16 protein-coding genes are annotated in these 16,512 nt (G+C 72.6%); 7 read left to right on the top strand and 9 right to left on the bottom strand.

The window, feature by feature from the left end; genetic code table 11:
• Positions 1-115 precede the first annotated feature (115 nt).
• Positions 116-820, top strand: coding sequence for a PH domain-containing protein (locus tag Sru02f_RS33235; RefSeq protein WP_109034486.1), 705 nt, complete (start codon positions 116-118; stop codon positions 818-820).
• A 51-nt stretch (positions 821-871) separates the two neighbouring features.
• On the opposite strand, the gene Sru02f_RS33230 is transcribed toward Sru02f_RS33235, so the two are convergent.
• From Sru02f_RS33230 to Sru02f_RS33220, 3 genes are all read right to left on the bottom strand, one after another.
• Entirely contained in the window at positions 872-2,512 is a 1,641-nt protein-coding gene (locus tag Sru02f_RS33230; RefSeq protein ID WP_167469763.1) for a phospho-sugar mutase, read from the bottom strand.
• A 440-nt stretch (positions 2,513-2,952) separates the two neighbouring features.
• Positions 2,953-3,777: a purine-nucleoside phosphorylase gene (locus Sru02f_RS33225; protein ID WP_109034489.1), complete on the bottom strand. Its 825-nt coding sequence runs from the start codon at positions 3,775-3,777 to the stop codon at positions 2,953-2,955.
• A 92-nt stretch (positions 3,778-3,869) separates the two neighbouring features.
• Complete coding sequence (locus Sru02f_RS33220; RefSeq protein ID WP_109034491.1) at positions 3,870-4,307, bottom strand: gamma-glutamylcyclotransferase; 438 nt, start codon at positions 4,305-4,307, stop codon at positions 3,870-3,872.
• Positions 4,308-4,393: 86 nt separating this feature from the next.
• On the opposite strand from Sru02f_RS33220, the gene Sru02f_RS33215 reads away from it, so the two are divergent.
• Both Sru02f_RS33215 and Sru02f_RS33210 read left to right on the top strand, forming a co-directional pair.
• Positions 4,394-5,842, top strand: coding sequence for an NAD(P)H-quinone dehydrogenase (locus tag Sru02f_RS33215; protein ID WP_164275280.1), 1,449 nt, complete (start codon positions 4,394-4,396; stop codon positions 5,840-5,842).
• A 178-nt stretch (positions 5,843-6,020) separates the two neighbouring features.
• Entirely contained in the window at positions 6,021-7,010 is a 990-nt protein-coding gene (locus Sru02f_RS33210) for a DeoR/GlpR family DNA-binding transcription regulator (protein ID WP_063646593.1), read from the top strand.
• Positions 7,011-7,110: 100 nt separating this feature from the next.
• On the opposite strand, the gene Sru02f_RS33205 is transcribed toward Sru02f_RS33210, so the two are convergent.
• Positions 7,111-8,883 (bottom strand): acetyl/propionyl/methylcrotonyl-CoA carboxylase subunit alpha, encoded by a 1,773-nt coding sequence (locus Sru02f_RS33205; RefSeq protein ID WP_109034493.1) that lies wholly within the window; start codon positions 8,881-8,883, stop codon positions 7,111-7,113.
• Positions 8,884-9,257: 374 nt separating this feature from the next.
• Between Sru02f_RS33205 and Sru02f_RS33200 the strand changes: the two genes are divergently transcribed.
• Positions 9,258-9,740, top strand: a complete 483-nt coding sequence (locus tag Sru02f_RS33200) for a hypothetical protein (protein WP_109033115.1) — start codon at positions 9,258-9,260, stop codon at positions 9,738-9,740.
• On the opposite strand, the gene Sru02f_RS33195 is transcribed toward Sru02f_RS33200, so the two are convergent.
• The 4 genes from Sru02f_RS33195 to Sru02f_RS33180 form a co-directional block, all read right to left on the bottom strand.
• Positions 9,709-10,329 (bottom strand): nucleoside triphosphate pyrophosphatase, encoded by a 621-nt coding sequence (locus Sru02f_RS33195; protein ID WP_093456867.1) that lies wholly within the window; start codon positions 10,327-10,329, stop codon positions 9,709-9,711. The genes Sru02f_RS33200 and Sru02f_RS33195 overlap by 32 nt on opposite strands.
• A 32-nt stretch (positions 10,330-10,361) precedes the next feature.
• Positions 10,362-10,490, bottom strand: a complete 129-nt coding sequence (gene mmpB / locus Sru02f_RS33190) for a morphogenic membrane protein MmpB (RefSeq protein WP_109033116.1) — start codon at positions 10,488-10,490, stop codon at positions 10,362-10,364.
• Between the two features lie 110 nt (positions 10,491-10,600).
• A complete protein-coding gene (locus Sru02f_RS33185; RefSeq protein WP_109033117.1) occupies positions 10,601-10,810 on the bottom strand; it encodes an acyl-CoA carboxylase subunit epsilon in 210 nt (69 codons plus the stop codon).
• A 9-nt stretch (positions 10,811-10,819) separates the two neighbouring features.
• Positions 10,820-12,412, bottom strand: coding sequence for an acyl-CoA carboxylase subunit beta (locus Sru02f_RS33180; protein ID WP_011029952.1), 1,593 nt, complete (start codon positions 12,410-12,412; stop codon positions 10,820-10,822).
• A gap of 110 nt (positions 12,413-12,522) precedes the next feature.
• Here Sru02f_RS33180 and Sru02f_RS33175 point away from each other — a divergent pair, with 110 nt between their 5' ends.
• Positions 12,523-13,398 carry a biotin--[acetyl-CoA-carboxylase] ligase gene (locus Sru02f_RS33175; RefSeq protein ID WP_109033118.1) on the top strand — a complete coding sequence of 292 codons (876 nt, stop codon included), beginning with the start codon at positions 12,523-12,525 and terminating at the stop codon, positions 13,396-13,398.
• Between the two features lie 115 nt (positions 13,399-13,513).
• The gene (locus Sru02f_RS33170; RefSeq protein WP_109033119.1) at positions 13,514-14,659 is read left to right on the top strand and encodes an adenylate/guanylate cyclase domain-containing protein; all 1,146 of its coding nucleotides are present in this window, start codon (positions 13,514-13,516) and stop codon (positions 14,657-14,659) included.
• 83 nt (positions 14,660-14,742) lie between these two features.
• Here the strand turns inward: Sru02f_RS33170 and Sru02f_RS33165 are convergent, their stop codons facing one another.
• Entirely contained in the window at positions 14,743-15,408 is a 666-nt protein-coding gene (locus Sru02f_RS33165; RefSeq protein WP_109033120.1) for a hypothetical protein, read from the bottom strand.
• Positions 15,409-15,618: 210 nt separating this feature from the next.
• On the opposite strand from Sru02f_RS33165, the gene Sru02f_RS33160 reads away from it, so the two are divergent.
• Positions 15,619-16,419 carry an enoyl-CoA hydratase/isomerase family protein gene (locus Sru02f_RS33160; protein ID WP_109033121.1) on the top strand — a complete coding sequence of 267 codons (801 nt, stop codon included), beginning with the start codon at positions 15,619-15,621 and terminating at the stop codon, positions 16,417-16,419.
• The last annotated feature ends 93 nt before the right edge of the window (positions 16,420-16,512 follow it).

Here is a 16,512-nt window from a genome sequence, read left to right as displayed (position 1 = left end):
GGTCACCAGACGAGCATATCTACGCGCGTAGCGGTCTGTACAGCCCCCGTGGGCTCGTCCGATGTAGCGGCACCGCATGTGAGCACCGGGCGGGGCGTCGGGCACAATCGGCAGCATGACCACCCCGGAGCCCCAGTCATCCTCGCCGCAGCCCTCGGGACCCGTGTCCAAGGACCGGGCCTACCGCTCGCCCGCGGGTATCTCCGGAGGCGTGCTGGTACTCGCCCTCGCGCTGTGGCTCGGCATCGACGCCCTGGTCACGGGCGAGGGGGACACCCGCTGGAAGGCGCTCGCGGCGCTGGTCTTCCTGGTGCCGCTCGTCGCCGCCTACACCGTGCGGCCCGCCGTCTTCGCCAACGACGACCGGATGCGGGTGCGCAATCCGTTCCGTGTGATCGTCCTGCCCTGGGCGCAGGTCGAGTCGTTCCGGTCCGCGTACTCGAACGAGGTCTTCACCGAGGGCGGCGACAAGTTCCAGCTGTGGTCCGTTCCCGTCTCGCTGCGGGGGCGCAAGAAGGCCGCGCGGCAGGAGGACCGGCGGCTCGCCGGTGGTGCCGGGGGGCGCAGGCGCGGGAGCGTGCTCGGGGGCGTGGGGCAGTTCGGCACGCGGGGCGGTGGTGCCGGGTCCTCGGCCGTCGAGGGCGACGGGCCGGTGCGGGCCGAGGCCGACAAGGTCATGGACGAGCTGCGGGAGCTGTGGGAGGCGCGGAAGGCGGCCGAGGGCTCGCAGGGCGGGGTGACGGTGCGGTGGGCGTACGAGATCGTCGTGCCGGTCGTGGCGGGGGCGGTGGCGCTGGGGGTGCTGTTCGGGGTGGGGTGACCGCGGTGCGGGTGGGTGAGTGCGGCCGGGGTGCCTCGCACCCCCGGCCTTTCAGATGCCCGCCGCCGTCGACAGGTCGCGCTTGAGCGCCGTCAGCAGGTCCGCAGCCTTGGCGCGGGCTGCGGGGAGGCCGGCGTGCTCGGCCACTGGGACGACCACCTCCAGGTAGCACTTGAGCTTGGGCTCCGTGCCGCTCGGGCGGACGACGACCCTGGCTCCGTCGAGCGTGTAGCGCAGGCCGTCCGTGGGCGGGAGGGTGTCCGTGCCCCGGGTGAGGTCCTCCGCGGTGGTGACGGGGAGGCCCGCGAGGGTTGCCGGGGGCTGTTCGCGCAGGCGGTTCATCGCCGCGGCGATCAGGGAGAGGTCCTCCACGCGGACCGAGAGCTGGTCCGTGGCGTGCAGGCCGTGTTCCACGGCGATGTCGTCGAGCAGGTCGAGGAGGGTGCGGCCGGCCTGCTTGAGGGTGGAAGCCAGTTCCGTGATCAGGAGGGCCGCGGTGATGCCGTCCTTGTCGCGGACGCCCGCGGGGTCGACGCAGTAGCCGAGGGCTTCCTCGTAGCCGTAGCGGATGTTCTCGACGCGGGCGATCCACTTGAAGCCGGTGAGGGTTTCGACGTGGGGGAGGTTCGCCTTCGCGGCGATGCGGGTCAGGAGGGACGACGAGACGATCGACTCCGCGAACGTGCCGTGCGCTCCGCGGGTGACCAGGTGGGCGGCGAGCAGGGCGCCGACCTCGTCGCCCCGGAGCATGCGCCAGCCGGTGGCCTCCGCGGTGTCGGGTACGGCCACTGCCAGGCGGTCCGCGTCCGGGTCGTTGGCGATGATCAGGTCCGGGTTCGCCGCCCTCGCCGTCGCGAAGGCGAGGTCCATCGCGCCGGGCTCCTCCGGGTTGGGGAAGGCGACGGTGGGGAAGTCCGGGTCGGGGTCGGCCTGCTCGGTGACGAGGGTGGGGCGCGGGAAGCCGGCTCGGGCGAAGGCGGCGAGGAGGGTGTCCTTGCCCACGCCGTGCATCGCCGTGTAGACCGTGCGGGCGGTGCGGGGGGAGTCGGCGGCGAGGACGGCGTCCGTGCGGGTGAGGTAGGCGTCGAGGACGTCGTCGTCGAGGGTCTGCCAGCCGGTGTCGGGGCGGGGGACGTCGTGGAGGGTGCGCACGGCGTCGATCTCGGCGGCGATGTCGGCGTCGGCGGGGGGCACGATCTGGGAGCCGTCGCCGAGGTACACCTTGTAGCCGTTGTCCCGGGGCGGGTTGTGGCTGGCGGTGACCTCCACTCCGGCGACCGCGCCGAGGTGGCGGATCGCGAAGGCGAGGACGGGGGTGGGGAGAGGGCGGGGGAGTACGGCCGCCCTGAGGCCGGCGCCGGTCATGACGGCGGCGGTGTCGCGGGCGAAGTCGGCGGACTTGTGGCGGGCGTCGTAGCCGATGACCACCAGGCCGTCGTGCCGGCCTTCTTTCTTGAGGTACGCGGCGAGGCCCGCGGCGGCGCGGATGACGACCGAGCGGTTCATGCGCATCGGGCCGGCGCCCAGTTCGCCGCGCAGGCCCGCGGTGCCGAACTGGAGGGTGCCGGAGAAGCGTGCGGTGAGCTCGGCGTGGTCCTCGGCGTCGATGAGGCGGGCGAGTTCCGCGCGGGTGTCCGCGTCGGGGTCCTCGGCCAGCCATGCCTTGGCTCGTGCGAGGAGGTCGTCTTGCACGTCTTGCACGTCGGTCAGCCTCTCGGGTGTCGGTGGTGCGGGTGCGGGTGCGGGTGCGGGTGCGGGTGCGGGGTGCCTGCGGCGCCGCTGCGGCTTCGGTGGGGGTGCGCGTAGCGCGGTGCGTTGTGGGTGGGTCGGGGCCGCGCCGGGGGGTGCTCGTCCTCGGAACGGCGCGGAATCGGTCGGCTACAAGGGCTCGCCGCGTTGACGCGCCAACCGCTGCGGGCGAACACCCCCCGACACGTCCCCTTCCCGCCGTACGCGCCCGCGGGCCGTCGCCCCCGTAGTCGCGGGCAGTCGTGCCGCTGGGGCGGCACGGGTGGGCGGTGGGGGTACCTCCCAGGCCGTTCAGGCACTGGGGGAGGCACCCCGGCAGCGCCGGGTCACGCGACCCACCCCCGTGCCGGGTGCCAAGCCCACGCCGGACCACTGGGCCTCGGCTACAGCCGGCCCAGTACCTGGGTGAGCAGCTTCCCCATGCGGGCGGCGGAGTCGCGGCCCGCCTGGAGGACCTCCTCGTGGTTGAGGGGCTCGCCCGTCATGCCCGCGGCGAGGTTGGTGACCAGGGAGATGCCCAGGACCTCCGCGCCGGCCTCGCGGGCCGCGATCGCCTCCAGGACCGTCGACATGCCCACCAGGTCGGCACCGATGACGCGGGCCATGCGGATCTCGGCCGGGGTCTCGTAGTGCGGGCCGGGGAACTGGGCGTAGACGCCCTCCTCCAGCGTGGCGTCGACCTCCTTGCACAGCGCCCGCAGGCGGGGCGAGTAGAGGTCGGTGAGGTCGACGAAGTTGGCGCCGACGATGGGGGAGGTGGCGGTCAGGTTGATGTGGTCGCTGATCAGGACCGGCTGGCCGGGGCGCATGCCCTCGCGCAGGCCGCCGCAGCCGTTGGTCAGGATGATCGTCTTGACGCCGGCGGCGACCGCGGTGCGGACGCCGTGGGAGACGGCGGCGACGCCGTGGCCCTCGTAGTAATGGGTGCGGCCCAGGAAGACCAGTGCGCGCTTGTCGCCGAGGGTGTACGAGCGGACCTTGCCGCCGTGGCCCTCCACCGCGGGCTCGGGGAAGCCCGGGAGGTCGGTGACCTGGAGATCGGCCTCGGGGGCGCCCAGGGCGTCCACGGCCGGTGCCCAGCCGGAGCCCATCACGAGGGCGACGTCGTGGGTCTCGGCGCCGGTGAGTTCGCGCAGGCGGGCCGCGGCGGCGTCGGCGGCGGCGTACGGGTCGCCCTGGATGTCGTCCGGAAGAAGAGATGCGTTCACGCGAAGAGGGTAGCCGGTTTGCGGCTACGCGCGTAGATGGCAGAGGTCACGGGATGGTGGTTTTTGGGTTGGAGGTTTTGACGAGGACGTCCTCAGCAGGGGCGTTTGCGGAGTTCCATGACGTAGTCGTGGGGGGCGCCGGACGATTCGGCGGCGTCCGCGATCTCGCCCAGGTAGCGGGCGGAGGGCAGGCCGCCCTCGTAGGCGTTCAGGACGTAGGTCCAGGCACCCTCCTCGCCGTCGAGGGTGTGGACGCGGACCCGGGTGCGGCGGTAGATGTCCAGGCCCACGCCCTCCCAGCGGTCCAGGGAGTCCTCGTCCATCGGGGCGATGTCGTAGAGGGAGACGAAGACCTGGGAGATCGGGTCCTCCACGAGGGTCGCCAGGGCGCCCTCCCAGCCCATGTGCTCGCCCCCGAAGGTCAGCCGCCACCCGTTCAGCCAGCCGGTGGCGCGCAGCGGCGAGTGCGGGGCGCGGCGGGTCATCAACCGCGCGTCGAGGTTGCCGGCGTATGCGGCGTAGAGCGACATGAGGGGAAGGGTACGGCAGGGGTGTCGGGCATCGCCGTCGTCACGGTGGTGGCCCCGGGCGGCCTCTCGTTGAAGGGTGCGGGACAATGGGGTACGTGACTCGGATCGTGATCATTGGCGGCGGACCCGGCGGATACGAAGCGGCGCTGGTGGCCGCTCAACTCGGCGCGGAGGTGACCGTCGTCGACTGCGACGGTCTGGGCGGGGCGTCGGTGCTGACCGACTGCGTGCCGTCCAAGACCCTCATCGCGACGGCTGAGGTGATGACCACCTTCGACTCCTCCTATGAGGAGCTGGGGATCATCGTCGCCGACGACACTCCGCCCATGGAGCAGGCCGCCCGGGTGGTGGGTGTCGATCTGGGCAAGGTCAACCGGCGGGTGAAGCGGCTCGCGCTGGCGCAGTCGCACGACATCACCGCCTCCGTGACCCGTGCGGGTGCGCGGGTCATGCGCGGGCGCGGTCGGCTGGAGGGCATGCAGGGGCTCGACGGGTCGCGGAAGGTCGTGGTGCGGGCCGCCGACGGGAGCGAGGAGACGCTGACCGCCGACGCGGTGCTCATCGCTACGGGTGGGCATCCGCGGGAGCTGCCGGACGCACGGCCCGACGGGGAGCGGATCCTGAACTGGACCCAGGTGTACGACCTGGAGGAGCTGCCCGAAGAGCTCATCGTGGTCGGGTCCGGTGTCACCGGTGCCGAGTTCGCCGGGGCCTATCAGGCGCTCGGGTCGCGGGTCACCCTCGTGTCGTCGCGGGACCGGGTGCTGCCGGGCGAGGACCCGGATGCGGCGGCCGTTCTGGAAGACGTGTTCCGGCGGCGTGGGATGAACGTCATGTCGCGGTCGCGGGCCCAGTCCGTCAAGCGGGTGGGGGACCGGGTCGAGGTGACGCTGTCCGACGGGCGGGTCATCACCGGGTCGCACTGTCTGATGGCCGTCGGTGCCATCCCCAACACGGAGGGGATGGGGCTGGAGGAGGCGGGCGTCCGGCTCAAGGACTCCGGGCACATCAAGACCGACCGGGTCTCGCGGACCTCGGCTCCCGGTGTGTACGCCGCCGGTGACGTCACCGGCGTCTTCGCGCTGGCCTCGGTGGCGGCCATGCAGGGGCGGATCGCCATGTACCACTTCCTGGGCGACGCCGTTACTCCGCTGAATCTGAAGACCGTCTCCGCCAACGTCTTCACCGACCCCGAGATCGCCACCGTCGGGTACTCGCAGGCCGACGTGGACGCCGGCAAGATCGATGCCCGCGTGGTGAAGCTGCCGCTGCTGCGCAACCCGCGCGCCAAGATGCAGGGCATCCGGGACGGCTTCGTCAAGATCTTCTGCCGGCCCGGTACCGAGATCGTGGTGGGGGGTGTGGTGGTGGCGCCGCGTGCTTCGGAGCTGATCCATCCGATCTCGATCGCCGTCGACAACAACCTGACGGTCGAGCAGATCGCCAACGCCTTCACCGTGTATCCCTCGCTCTCGGGGTCGATTGCGGAGGTGGCGCGGCAGTTGCACACGCGCAAGGCCGGCGGGGAGCAGTAGGCCGGCGGGCGCGGCTGGAAATGACTCCCCGCTGGTCACGGGGAGTTGCGGTGCTTGCGGGTGGCATAGGCGGCCGGGGTAGGCCCGTATACCACTTCCGGTGGTGGCATGCGAACAACTTCTGTTATTCGGCGCATACTGCTGAAAGCAGACGGTCGTTGGGGTTACTGTCAGTTTCGTGTTCGCTGCAGAACGTCGCCAATTGATCCTCGAAATGGTGCGAGCGAACGGGGCCGTGTCGCTCCGTGAGCTCGCCCGCGTCGTCCAGACCTCCGAAGTGACCGTACGGCGGGACGTGCGCGCACTGGAGGCAGAAGGACTCCTCGACCGCCGGCACGGCGGTGCGGTACTGCCGGGCGGGTTCACGCGAGAGTCCGGCTTTCCGCAGAAATCCCATCTCGCGACCGCCGAGAAGACGGCCATCGCCGATCTCGCCGCGGGCCTCGTCGAAGAGGGCGAAGCCATCGTGGTGGGGGCGGGTACGACGACGCAGGAGCTGGCCCGCCGGCTCGCGCGAGTGCCCGGGCTGACCGTCGTCACCAACTCGCTGCTGGTGGCCCAGGCCCTTGCCCATGCCAACCGGGTCGAAGTGGTGATGACCGGAGGCACGCTCAGGGGGTCCAACTACGCCCTGGTGGGGTCGGGGGCCGAGCAGTCCCTCCAGGGGCTGCGGGTCTCCAAGGCCTTCCTGTCCGGGAGCGGGCTGACCGCCGAGCGGGGGCTGTCCACCTCCAACATGCTGTCGGCCTCCGTCGACCGGGCGCTGGTCCAGGCCGCCGCCGAGGTCGTCGTCCTCGCCGACCACTCCAAGCTGGGTACGGACACCATGTTCCAGACCGTGCCCACCGACGTCATCACCCGTCTGGTCACCGACGAGTCGCCGGGCCACGACGACCGCGCCGCCACCGAGTTGCAGGCCCTGGCCGACCAGGGCGTGCAGATCGCCGTGGCCGGGGCGTCAGGGGGTGGTACGGCGAACGGCACCGGGGCTTCGGGGGCCCCGGGGGGTGATTCCGTGGGGCGTCAGCAACGTCGGGACGTGCCGCTTCCGGGGCCGCGCCGTCAGGTTCCGGGGGCTGCGGGCGCGGGGTTGCGGTCTGCCACCGCGCTGGGTGAGCAGGGGGGCGGAGCGGAGCGGGCGCGCGTCGCCGACATGCGGCGACGGTAGGGCCTCGTCCGGCGGTCCCCGTCCGGCGGGCAGTGACAGGGGCGCCCGGCGGACCGTGTGAGGTGGTCCGTCGGGCGCCCCTGTCGTGGTGCGGGACTCGTCAGTCCTTGATCTCGCAGATGGCGGCGCCGGAGGTGAGGGAGGCGCCGACTTCGGCGGTGAGGCCCTTGATGGTGCCGGACCTGTGGGCGTTGAGGGGCTGTTCCATCTTCATCGCTTCGAGGACGACGATGAGGTCGCCTTCCTGGACTTCCTGGCCCTCCTCGACGGCGATCTTGACGATGGTGCCCTGCATCGGGGAGGCGAGGGTGTCGCCGGAGGCGGCGGGGCCGGACTTCTTGGCCGCGCGGCGTTTGGGGCGGGCCCCGGCTGCCAGGCCGGTGCGGGCCAGGGACATGCCCAGGCTGGAGGGGAGGGAGACTTCCAGGCGCTTGCCGCCGACCTCGACGACGACCGTCTCACGGCCCGACTCCTCGTCCGCCTCGGTATCGGCGGGCGTGGTGAAGGGCTTGATCTCGTTGACGAACTCGGTCTCGATCCACCGGGTGTGGACGGTGAAGGGGTCGGTGGAGCCGGTGAGTTCGGGGGCGAAGGCCGGATCGCGGACGACCGTGCGGTGGAAGGGGATGGCGGTGGCCATGCCCTCGACGGTGAACTCGTCCAGGGCGCGGGCCGCCCGCTGGAGTGCCTCGGCGCGGGTGCGGCCGGTGACGATGAGTTTGGCGAGCAGGGAGTCCCAGGCGGGGCCGATGACGGAGCCGGATTCGACGCCGGCGTCGAGGCGGACGCCGGGGCCGGTGGGTGCGTCGAAGAGGGTGACGGTGCCGGGGGCGGGCAGGAAGCCGCGGCCGGGGTCCTCGCCGTTGATGCGGAACTCGAAGGAGTGGCCGCGCAGGGCGGGGTCGTCGTAGCCGAGTTCTTCGCCGTCGGCGATGCGGAACATCTCGCGGACCAGGTCGATGCCGGCGACTTCCTCGGTGACCGGGTGTTCGACCTGGAGGCGGGTGTTGACCTCCAGGAAGGAGATCGTGCCGTCCATGCCGACGAGGAACTCCACGGTGCCGGCGCCGACGTAGCCGGCCTCCTTGAGGATGGCCTTGGAGGACGCGTACAGCTCTGCCGTCTGGGCGTCGGAGAGGAAGGGTGCGGGGGCCTCCTCGACGAGCTTTTGGTGGCGGCGCTGCAGGGAGCAGTCGCGGGTGGAGACGACGACCACGTTGCCGTGGGTGTCGGCCAGGCACTGGGTCTCCACGTGGCGGGGCTTGTCGAGGTAGCGCTCGACGAAGCATTCCCCGCGGCCGAAGGCGGCCACGGCCTCGCGGACGGCGGAGTCGTACAGCTCGGGGACCTCTTCGAGGGTGCGGGCGACCTTGAGGCCGCGGCCGCCGCCGCCGAAGGCGGCCTTGATCGCGATGGGCAGGCCGTGTTCCTTCGCGAAGGCGACGACCTCGTCCGCGCCGGAGACGGGGTCGGGGGTGCCGGCGACCAGGGGGGCGCCGGCCCGCTGGGCGATGTGGCGGGCGGCGACCTTGTCGCCCAGGTCGCGGATGGCGTGTGGGGGCGGGCCGATCCAGATCAGGCCGGCGTCCAGGACCGCCTGCGCGAACTCGGCGTTCTCCGAGAGGAATCCGTAGCCGGGGTGGATGGCGTCCGCGCCCGACTCGCGGGCGGCTTTGAGGACCTTGGCGATGTCCAGATAGCTGGTCGCGGGGGTGTCACCACCCAGGGCGAACGCCTCATCAGCGGCACGGACGTGCAACGCGTCCCGGTCCGGATCCGCGTAGACGGCCACGCTCGCGATCCCGGCGTCCCGGCAGGCCCGGGCCACGCGGACAGCGATTTCGCCACGATTGGCGATGAGCACCTTGCGCACGATTGAGGCTCCCTCCTTGAAACAAGCCGAGTTTAGGGACTGCCGACACGGCACTTCGACCCGTCCCCAATGGTGAGCTTGCCCACACGGAGCGTGATTCGAGGCTCGCTCGACCCCCGAAAGCCCTTGCAGTACCGCGGTACGCAGGACTCCTGGGGGAAACCCTAGCCCTCCGATGTGGTCAAGGTCTCTGTAAGGGCGTGCTGCGGGCCACTCGGTTTCTTTGTGGAGTCCCTACTAATGGCCCAATGATTCTTTGCTCGCGCCGGAACCCTTGTGGCGAGGTTTACCCGTTAGTAGCGTTCCTCTGGTCTCGAACGTACTTGGGGTAACAGCTGTCCTGTGCGGCAGCGGTCGAAGGTGGGTGGGGACCGGTGTCGGTGCGCAGGCCGGTGGCGTGGGTCGTGGCGGTCGTGCTCTTCGCGGAGGCGGTCGGCGTCGCGGCGCTGAACTGGTTCCTGGCGATCGTCGTCGACCGCCAGGACATGTCCCTGGCCGGTCTGGACCCGGACATGATGTCCCTGTCCTCGAAGATCGGCGGGGTGGTCTTCGGCCTGTACTTCGCGCTGTGCGCCCTGGTCGCCCTGCTCGTGGCGCTGCGCGACCGCGCGCCCGCGGGGCTCGGCCGGATCCTGCTGATCAGCGCCGCCGTGGTGCACGGGCTGCTCGGTGCCTTCACCTGGGGGCTGGTGGGGCCCGGCGCCTTCATCTTCATGATCGTCGTACTGGGTCTGATCGTGCTGCTGCTGATGACGTACGACGCCCGGGAGCAGCCCGCCGCCGGGCAGCGGGCCGAGGACGGCAAGGGCGATGACGGCTCCCCGGTCAGTCCTCCGCCGGCGCCCACAACTCCGTGATGCCCGTCCCGAGGTCGGCGAGCAGGCGGCGCAGCAGGGGCAGGCTGAGGCCGATGACGTTCCCGTGGTCGCCGTCGATGCCGTCGATGAACGGGGCCGAGCGGCCGTCCAGGGTGAACGCCCCGGCGACGTGGAGGGGCTCCCCGGAGGCCACGTAGGCGGCGATCTCGTCGTCGGTCGGCTCGCCGAAGCGGACGACCGTGGACGCGGTCGCCGAGACGTGGCGGCCGGAGGCGGTGTCCCAGACGCAGTGGCCGGTCTGCAGCGTGCCCGCCCGGCCGCGCATCGCCTTCCAGCGGGCGGTGGCCTCCTCCGCGTCCGCCGGCTTGCCGAGCGCCTGGCCGTCCAGGTCGAGCACCGAGTCGCAGCCGATCACCAGCGCCCCGTGCACCTCCGGCTTCGCGGCCACGACGGACGCCTTGGCCTCGGCCAGGGCGAGGGCCAGCTCGGCGGGGGTGGGGGCGGTGACGGCCTCCTCGTCGACACCGCTCACGAGGACCTCCGGGGCGAGCCCCGCCTGGCGCAGCAGGCCGAGCCGGGCCGGGGACTGGGAGGCGAGGACGAGTCGGCGGCGGGACTGAGGAGTCATGGGGCCAGGTTAGTCACCCGGGCGGGGCCGGCTCAGCCCAGGCCGAGGACGATCATCGCGAGGACCATGGCCAGCGCCAGGAACACGCTCAGCCGCCGCAGCATGTCCTGCGTGTCGCGCAGTTCCTTGGGCGGCTCGTTCTCGGGGTCGGACCACAGCATGTCACTAGCGTGGGGCTTGGCGGGCGGCGGCGACTTGAGTACGGGTACTTAAATCGGGGCGCGGGGGTGCCGTTCCGTGCGCGGTTCCCCGCGCCCCTGGGTATTCGACCTCACCCGGGCCAGTACGTGCGGGTCCATGACGCCGGGCCCGGGTGGGGGAGGCGGGTCGTCGCGATGCGGGACGGGTCCGACCACGCGTCGCGCGGCGACTGGGGGCCGGACGGCTCCGCTTCCGTCGCTGCCGCGCGGGCCCTGACCACCGTCAGGGCGGCGGCCAGTTCTTCCGGGGTGGGGTTGCCCCGGACGACCTTGATGGTCACAGCGGCTCCTTACAGGGGGATGTTGCCGTGCTTCTTCGGGGGCAGGGACTCGCGCTTGGTGCGCAGCTGGCGCAGGCCGCGGACGATGTGGCGGCGGGTGTCGGAGGGCATGATCACGGCGTCGACGTAGCCGCGTTCGGCGGCGGTGTAGGGGTTGAGGAGGGCGTCCTCGTACTCCTGGATCAGGCGGGCCCGGGTGGCCTCGGCGTCGTCACCGGCGTCGGCGATGGTGCGGCGGTGCAGGATGTTGACCGCGCCCTGGGCGCCCATGACGGCGATCTGGGCGGTGGGCCAGGCCAGGTTGAGGTCGGCGCCCAGGTGCTTGGAGCCCATGACGTCGTAGGCGCCGCCGAAGGCCTTGCGGGTGATGACCGTGATGAGCGGCACCGTGGCCTCGGCGTAGGCGAAGATCAGCTTGGCGCCGCGGCGGATGATGCCGTCGTGCTCCTGGTCGACGCCGGGCAGGAAGCCGGGGACGTCCACGAAGGTGAGGACGGGGACGTTGAAGGCGTCGCAGGTGCGCACGAAGCGGGCCGCCTTCTCGGAGGCCGTGATGTCCAGGCAGCCGGCGAACTGCATGGGCTGGTTGGCGACGATGCCGACCGGGCGCCCCTCCACGCGGCCGAAACCGGTGAGGATGTTCGGCGCGAAGAGGGGTTGCGTCTCGAAGAACTCGGCGTCGTCCAGGACGTGCTCGATGACGGAGTGCATGTCGTAGGGCTGGTTCGCCGAGTCCGGGACGATCGTGTCCAGCTCGGCGTCCTCGTCCGTGACCGCGAGGTCCGCCTCCTCCGGAAAGGCGGGGGGCTCGGAGAGGTTGTTGGACGGCAGGTACGACAGGAGCTGCTTGACGTACTCGACCGCGTCCTTCTCGTCGCCGGCCATGTGGTGGGCCACGCCCGAGGTGGAGTTGTGGGTGCGGGCGCCGCCCAGCTCCTCGAAGCCGACGTCCTCGCCGGTGACCGTCTTGATGACGTCGGGGCCGGTGATGAACATGTGGCTGGTCTGGTCCACCATCACCGTGAAGTCGGTGATCGCGGGGGAGTACACCGCGCCGCCCGCACACGGGCCGACGACCAGGCTGATCTGCGGGATCACGCCGGAGGCGTGGGTGTTGCGGCGGAAGATCTCGCCGTAGGCGCCGAGGGAGGCCACACCCTCCTGGATGCGGGCGCCGCCGGAGTCGTTGATGCCGACGACCGGGCAGCCGGTCTTGAGGGCGAAGTCCATCACCTTGACGATCTTCTGGCCGTAGACCTCGCCCAGCGCGCCGCCGAAGACGGTGAAGTCCTGGGAGAAGACGGCCACGGGGCGACCGTCGACGGTGCCGTAGCCGGTGACGACGCCGTCGCCGTAGGGGCGGTTGGCGTCGAGGCCGAAGTTGGTGGAGCGGTGCCGGGCGAACTCGTCCAGCTCGACGAAGGAACCCTCGTCGAGGAGGAGGTCGATGCGTTCACGAGCCGTCAGCTTGCCCTTGGCGTGCTGCTTCTCGACGGCGCGTGCGGAACCGGCGTGCGTCGCTTCCTCGATACGGCGCCTGAGATCCGCGAGCTTGCCCGCGGTCGTGTGGATGTCGGGCTGCTGCTCTTCCGGCTCGGACATCGGGATGCGGCTCCCTGCCTGCTCAAAAGGGGGGACGGTTACTCGTTCGTAGAGTAGTAGGGGCCCTTCCGTTCGGCAGTGCGGTCTTTCCCACACCTAGGGTGGGTTGCATGACGCCCCGAGATTCCTCCGACTCCCCGGACTCCCCGCGCAACAGGTGGTCCGACCTGGACCGGCCCCCCCTCAGCAGCACGGCCCTGCGCCGGGGACTGGTGCGGGACGGCGGGCTGTGGCGGCAGGTCGACGTCGTGCAGCGCACCGGCTCCACCAACTCCGACCTCGTGGCCCGGGCCGCCGAGGGCGACCTGGCGGAGGGTGTCGTTCTCGTCGCCGAGGAGCAGAGCGCCGCCCGGGGGCGGCTCGACCGGCAGTGGACGGCACCCGCCCGCTCCGGGCTGTTCTTCTCCGTGCTGCTGCGGCCCGCCGAGATCCCCGTGGCCCGCTGGGGCTGGCTGCCGCTGCTCACCGGCGTCGCCGTGGCGACCGGGCTGTCCCGGGCGGCCGGCGTCGACACCGCCCTGAAGTGGCCCAACGACCTGCTGGTGACCGTCGGCGACGAGGAGCGCAAGGCCGGCGGCATCCTCGCCGAGCGGGCCGGGGACGACGGCGTCGTCATCGGCGTCGGCATCAACGTCTCGCTCCGCGCCGACGAGCTGCCGGTCCCGCGGGCCGGGTCGCTGGCGCTGGCCGGGGCCGTGAACACCGACCGGGACCCGCTGCTGCGCGGCGTGCTGCGGTCGCTGGAGGACTGGTACGGGCGCTGGCGCTCGGCGGGCGGCGACCCGGCGGCCAGCGGGCTGCAGGAGACGTACGCGGCGGGCTGCGCGACGCTCGGGCGCATGGTGCGCGCGGAGCTGCCGGGGGACCGGTCGCTCGTCGGGGAGGCCGTGGCCGTGGACGGCGACGGGCGGCTGGTCCTCGCGACCGGGGAGGGGGTGCAGGAGCCGGTGGGTGCCGGGGACATCGTGCACCTGCGGTTGGCGTGAGCGCGTCCCCCGGGCACTCTCGGAGTGCGGACCGCACGGGAGTGAGCTGGGGCACACCTGACGTAAAGTTGGGGCCGGTCGAACCTGACCGCGGCAGATCGGAAAGGCAGCAGGCGTGACCGTCGACGACACCGGCTCCGGCGCGGACGGGGACGGCCGGGTGGACCCCGAGCCCGCCCCGGACTCCGCCGATCCCGGCGAGGACCCGCTCGCGCTGCGCCTCGAGGGGCTCATCCTGGGTGCCGAGCGCCGCTACACCCCCTTCCAGGCCGCCCGCAGCGCGGGCGTCTCCATGGAACTGGCCTCCCGCTTCTGGCGGGCCATGGGCTTCGCCGACATCGGCCAGGCCAAGGCGCTCACCGAGGCCGACGTCCTCGCCCTCAGGCGACTGGCCGGTCTGGTGGAGGCGGGACTGCTCAGCGAGGCGATGGCCGTCCAGGTCGCCCGGTCCACGGGACAGACCACCGCCCGGTTGGCCGAGTGGCAGATCGACTCCTTCCTGGAGGGCCTGACCGAGCCCCCGGAGCCGGGGATGACGCGCACCGAGGTGACGTACCCCATCGTCGAACTGCTCCTGCCCGAGCTGCAGGAGTTCCTCGTGTACGTCTGGCGGCGCCAGCTCGCCGCCTCGGCCGGCCGCGTCATCCAGGCCGGGGACGACGAGGAGATGGTGGACCGGCGGCTCGCGGTGGGCTTCGCGGACCTGGTCGGCTTCACTCGGCTGACCCGGCGGATGGAGGAGGAGGAGCTCGGCGAGCTGGTCGAGGCCTTCGAGACCACCTCCGCCGACCTGGTGGCCGCGCGCGGCGGACGGCTGGTCAAGACCCTCGGCGACGAGGTCCTCTACGCCGCCGACGACGCCGGTACGGCCGCCGAGATCGCGCTGCTCCTCGTCGAGACGATGGCCCACGACGAGACCATGCCGGAACTGCGCGTCGGCATCGCCTTCGGCACGGTCACCACCCGGATGGGCGACGTCTTCGGCACCACCGTCAACCTGGCCTCCCGGCTCACCTCGATAGCCCCCAAGGACGCGGTCCTCGTCGACACGGCCTTCGCGGAGGAGCTGATCCGCACCCGGGACGCCCCCGCCTCGGAGGCTGCGGCGGCGGAGGAGGCCGCCGCGGCGGAGAAGGAGGGCGAGGAGCCGCCGGTGTACCGCTTCGCGCTCCAGCCGATGTGGCAGCGGCCGGTGCGCGGCCTCGGCGTGGTCGAGCCGTGGCTGCTCACCCGCCGGGACGGCGGCGGCGGGGAGTCGTAGACCCCGGGCGTCCCGGCCCCGTGCCGCCGGTCGTCGTGGGTGGGCCGCGGCCGTCGTGGGCCGTGTCCGTCGTACGGGGCTTCTCAGTCGCCGAGCAGGTCCACGCAGAGGCCGATGACCGGCACGCACAGGCCGGGATCCGCCGGTTCCGGCGCCGGATCGGACGGCGGGGGCGTGCCGCGGTCCGGTGGCGGGGGCGGCACCGGGTGCGGTACGGGGCGGTCGGACCGCGACGGCTGCGCAGTCCCCGGGGCCGGGGCCCGCTCCCCGGTGTCCTCCCCCCGTTCCCGTTCCCCCGGCCCTTCGCCGTCGCCTTGCCCTGGCTTCAGGGCGGCGCCCGGGGTGCGCACGGGCGGGGCGGTGGGCAGCGGGACCGCCGGACCGCTCGCGGAGGGGGCGGGCACGAGACCGGGTATGAGGCCCGGTCCGGGGGAGCCGCTCAGGCCGCCCATGGCGGACGTCGCGGAGGGACCGGTTCCGGACGGCTCGCCGACGGTGCCGGTGGCGGGGGCCGTCGCCGGGGCGGGGGCCGTGTCCCGTCCGCCGCCCTCCACGCGCGGTTCCGCCCCGGCGCGGAGGCCGCCGACGTCGCCGCCGGGCTCGGGCAGCAGGCGTACGACGCTCAGGGCGCCCGCCGCCAGGGCGAGGCCGCCCGCGGCCAGCAGCACCTTGCGGGGTCGGGGCCTGCGGTGCCGCCCGCGGCGGCCCCACGCGTACCGCGGCTCTGTCGGTGTGCCGGTCGTCGTCATGATCCCTCCCCGGTGCGCACGCGCCCCCGCTGCGCCATGGCGGAGCGAGGCTACGGGCCGGCCCGGACCGGGGTACGGCGGTCGGCCGTATGTCACTCGAACGGGTAAGCGGGGTCGGTCGGGGCCGGGCGTGCCCGGCCTTCCCCCGGGCGAGCCCGGCTGCGATGATCGGGCGGTCTACTTGTTAACACGCGTTAACCGGAGGGTGTCATGAGCGAGGAGCGGTTCGGAGAGTTCGTCCTGGTGCGGCGGCACGGGGAGGGCCATGTCGCGGAGCTCGCCCTCGACCGGCCGAAGGCCATGAACGCCGTGTCGACCGCGATGGCCCGGTCCGTGGCGGCGGCCTGCGCGGCGCTGGGCGAGGACCGGAGCGTGCGGGTGGTGGTGCTGACCTCGACGCACGAGCGGGCGTTCTGCGTGGGGGCGGACCTGAAGGAGCGCAACTCCTTCACCGACGCCGATCTGCTGCGGCAGCGGCCGGTGACGCGCGGGGCGTACACCGCGGTGCTGGAGCTGCCGGTGCCGACGGTCGCGGCCGTGCACGGGTTCGCGCTGGGCGGCGGGTTCGAGCTGGCGCTGTCGTGCGACGTGATCGTGGCCGACCCCACCGCCGTGGTGGGGCTGCCGGAGGTGTCGGTGGGCGTGATCCCGGGCGGTGGCGGTACGCAGCTGCTGCCGCGCCGGGTGGGTGCGGCGCGGGCGGCCGAGCTGGTGTTCACGGCACGGCGGGTGGCGGCCGGGGAGGCACGGGAGCTGGGGCTCGTGGACCAGCTGGTGGAGGAGGGGCGGGACCGGGAGGAGGCGCTGGAGCTGGCCGCCCGGATGGCCGCGAACTCGCCCGTGGGCCTGCGCGCGGCCAAGCGTGCGCTGCGCCTGGGGCACGGGCTGGACCTGCGTGCGGGACTCGAGGTCGAGGACGCGGCGTGGCGGTCGGTGGCGTTCTCGGGGGACCGCGCCGAGGGAGTGGCGGCGTTCAACGAGAAGCGGGCACCGCGGTGGCCGGGCGAGTGACACGACCGCGCGAGTGACACCACCGCGCGAGCCGGAGGCAATCGCCCGGTTCGCCCCGTTTGAGTAACGTTTCTTCGTGAATCTCCCTAGCCT

Source organism: Streptomyces rubrogriseus (genome assembly GCF_027947575.1).
In the GTDB taxonomy this organism is placed as follows: domain Bacteria; phylum Actinomycetota; class Actinomycetes; order Streptomycetales; family Streptomycetaceae; genus Streptomyces; species Streptomyces rubrogriseus.
The sequence above is the reverse complement of the archived record's forward strand: the minus strand, read 5'-3'. Positions and strand labels throughout refer to the sequence as shown.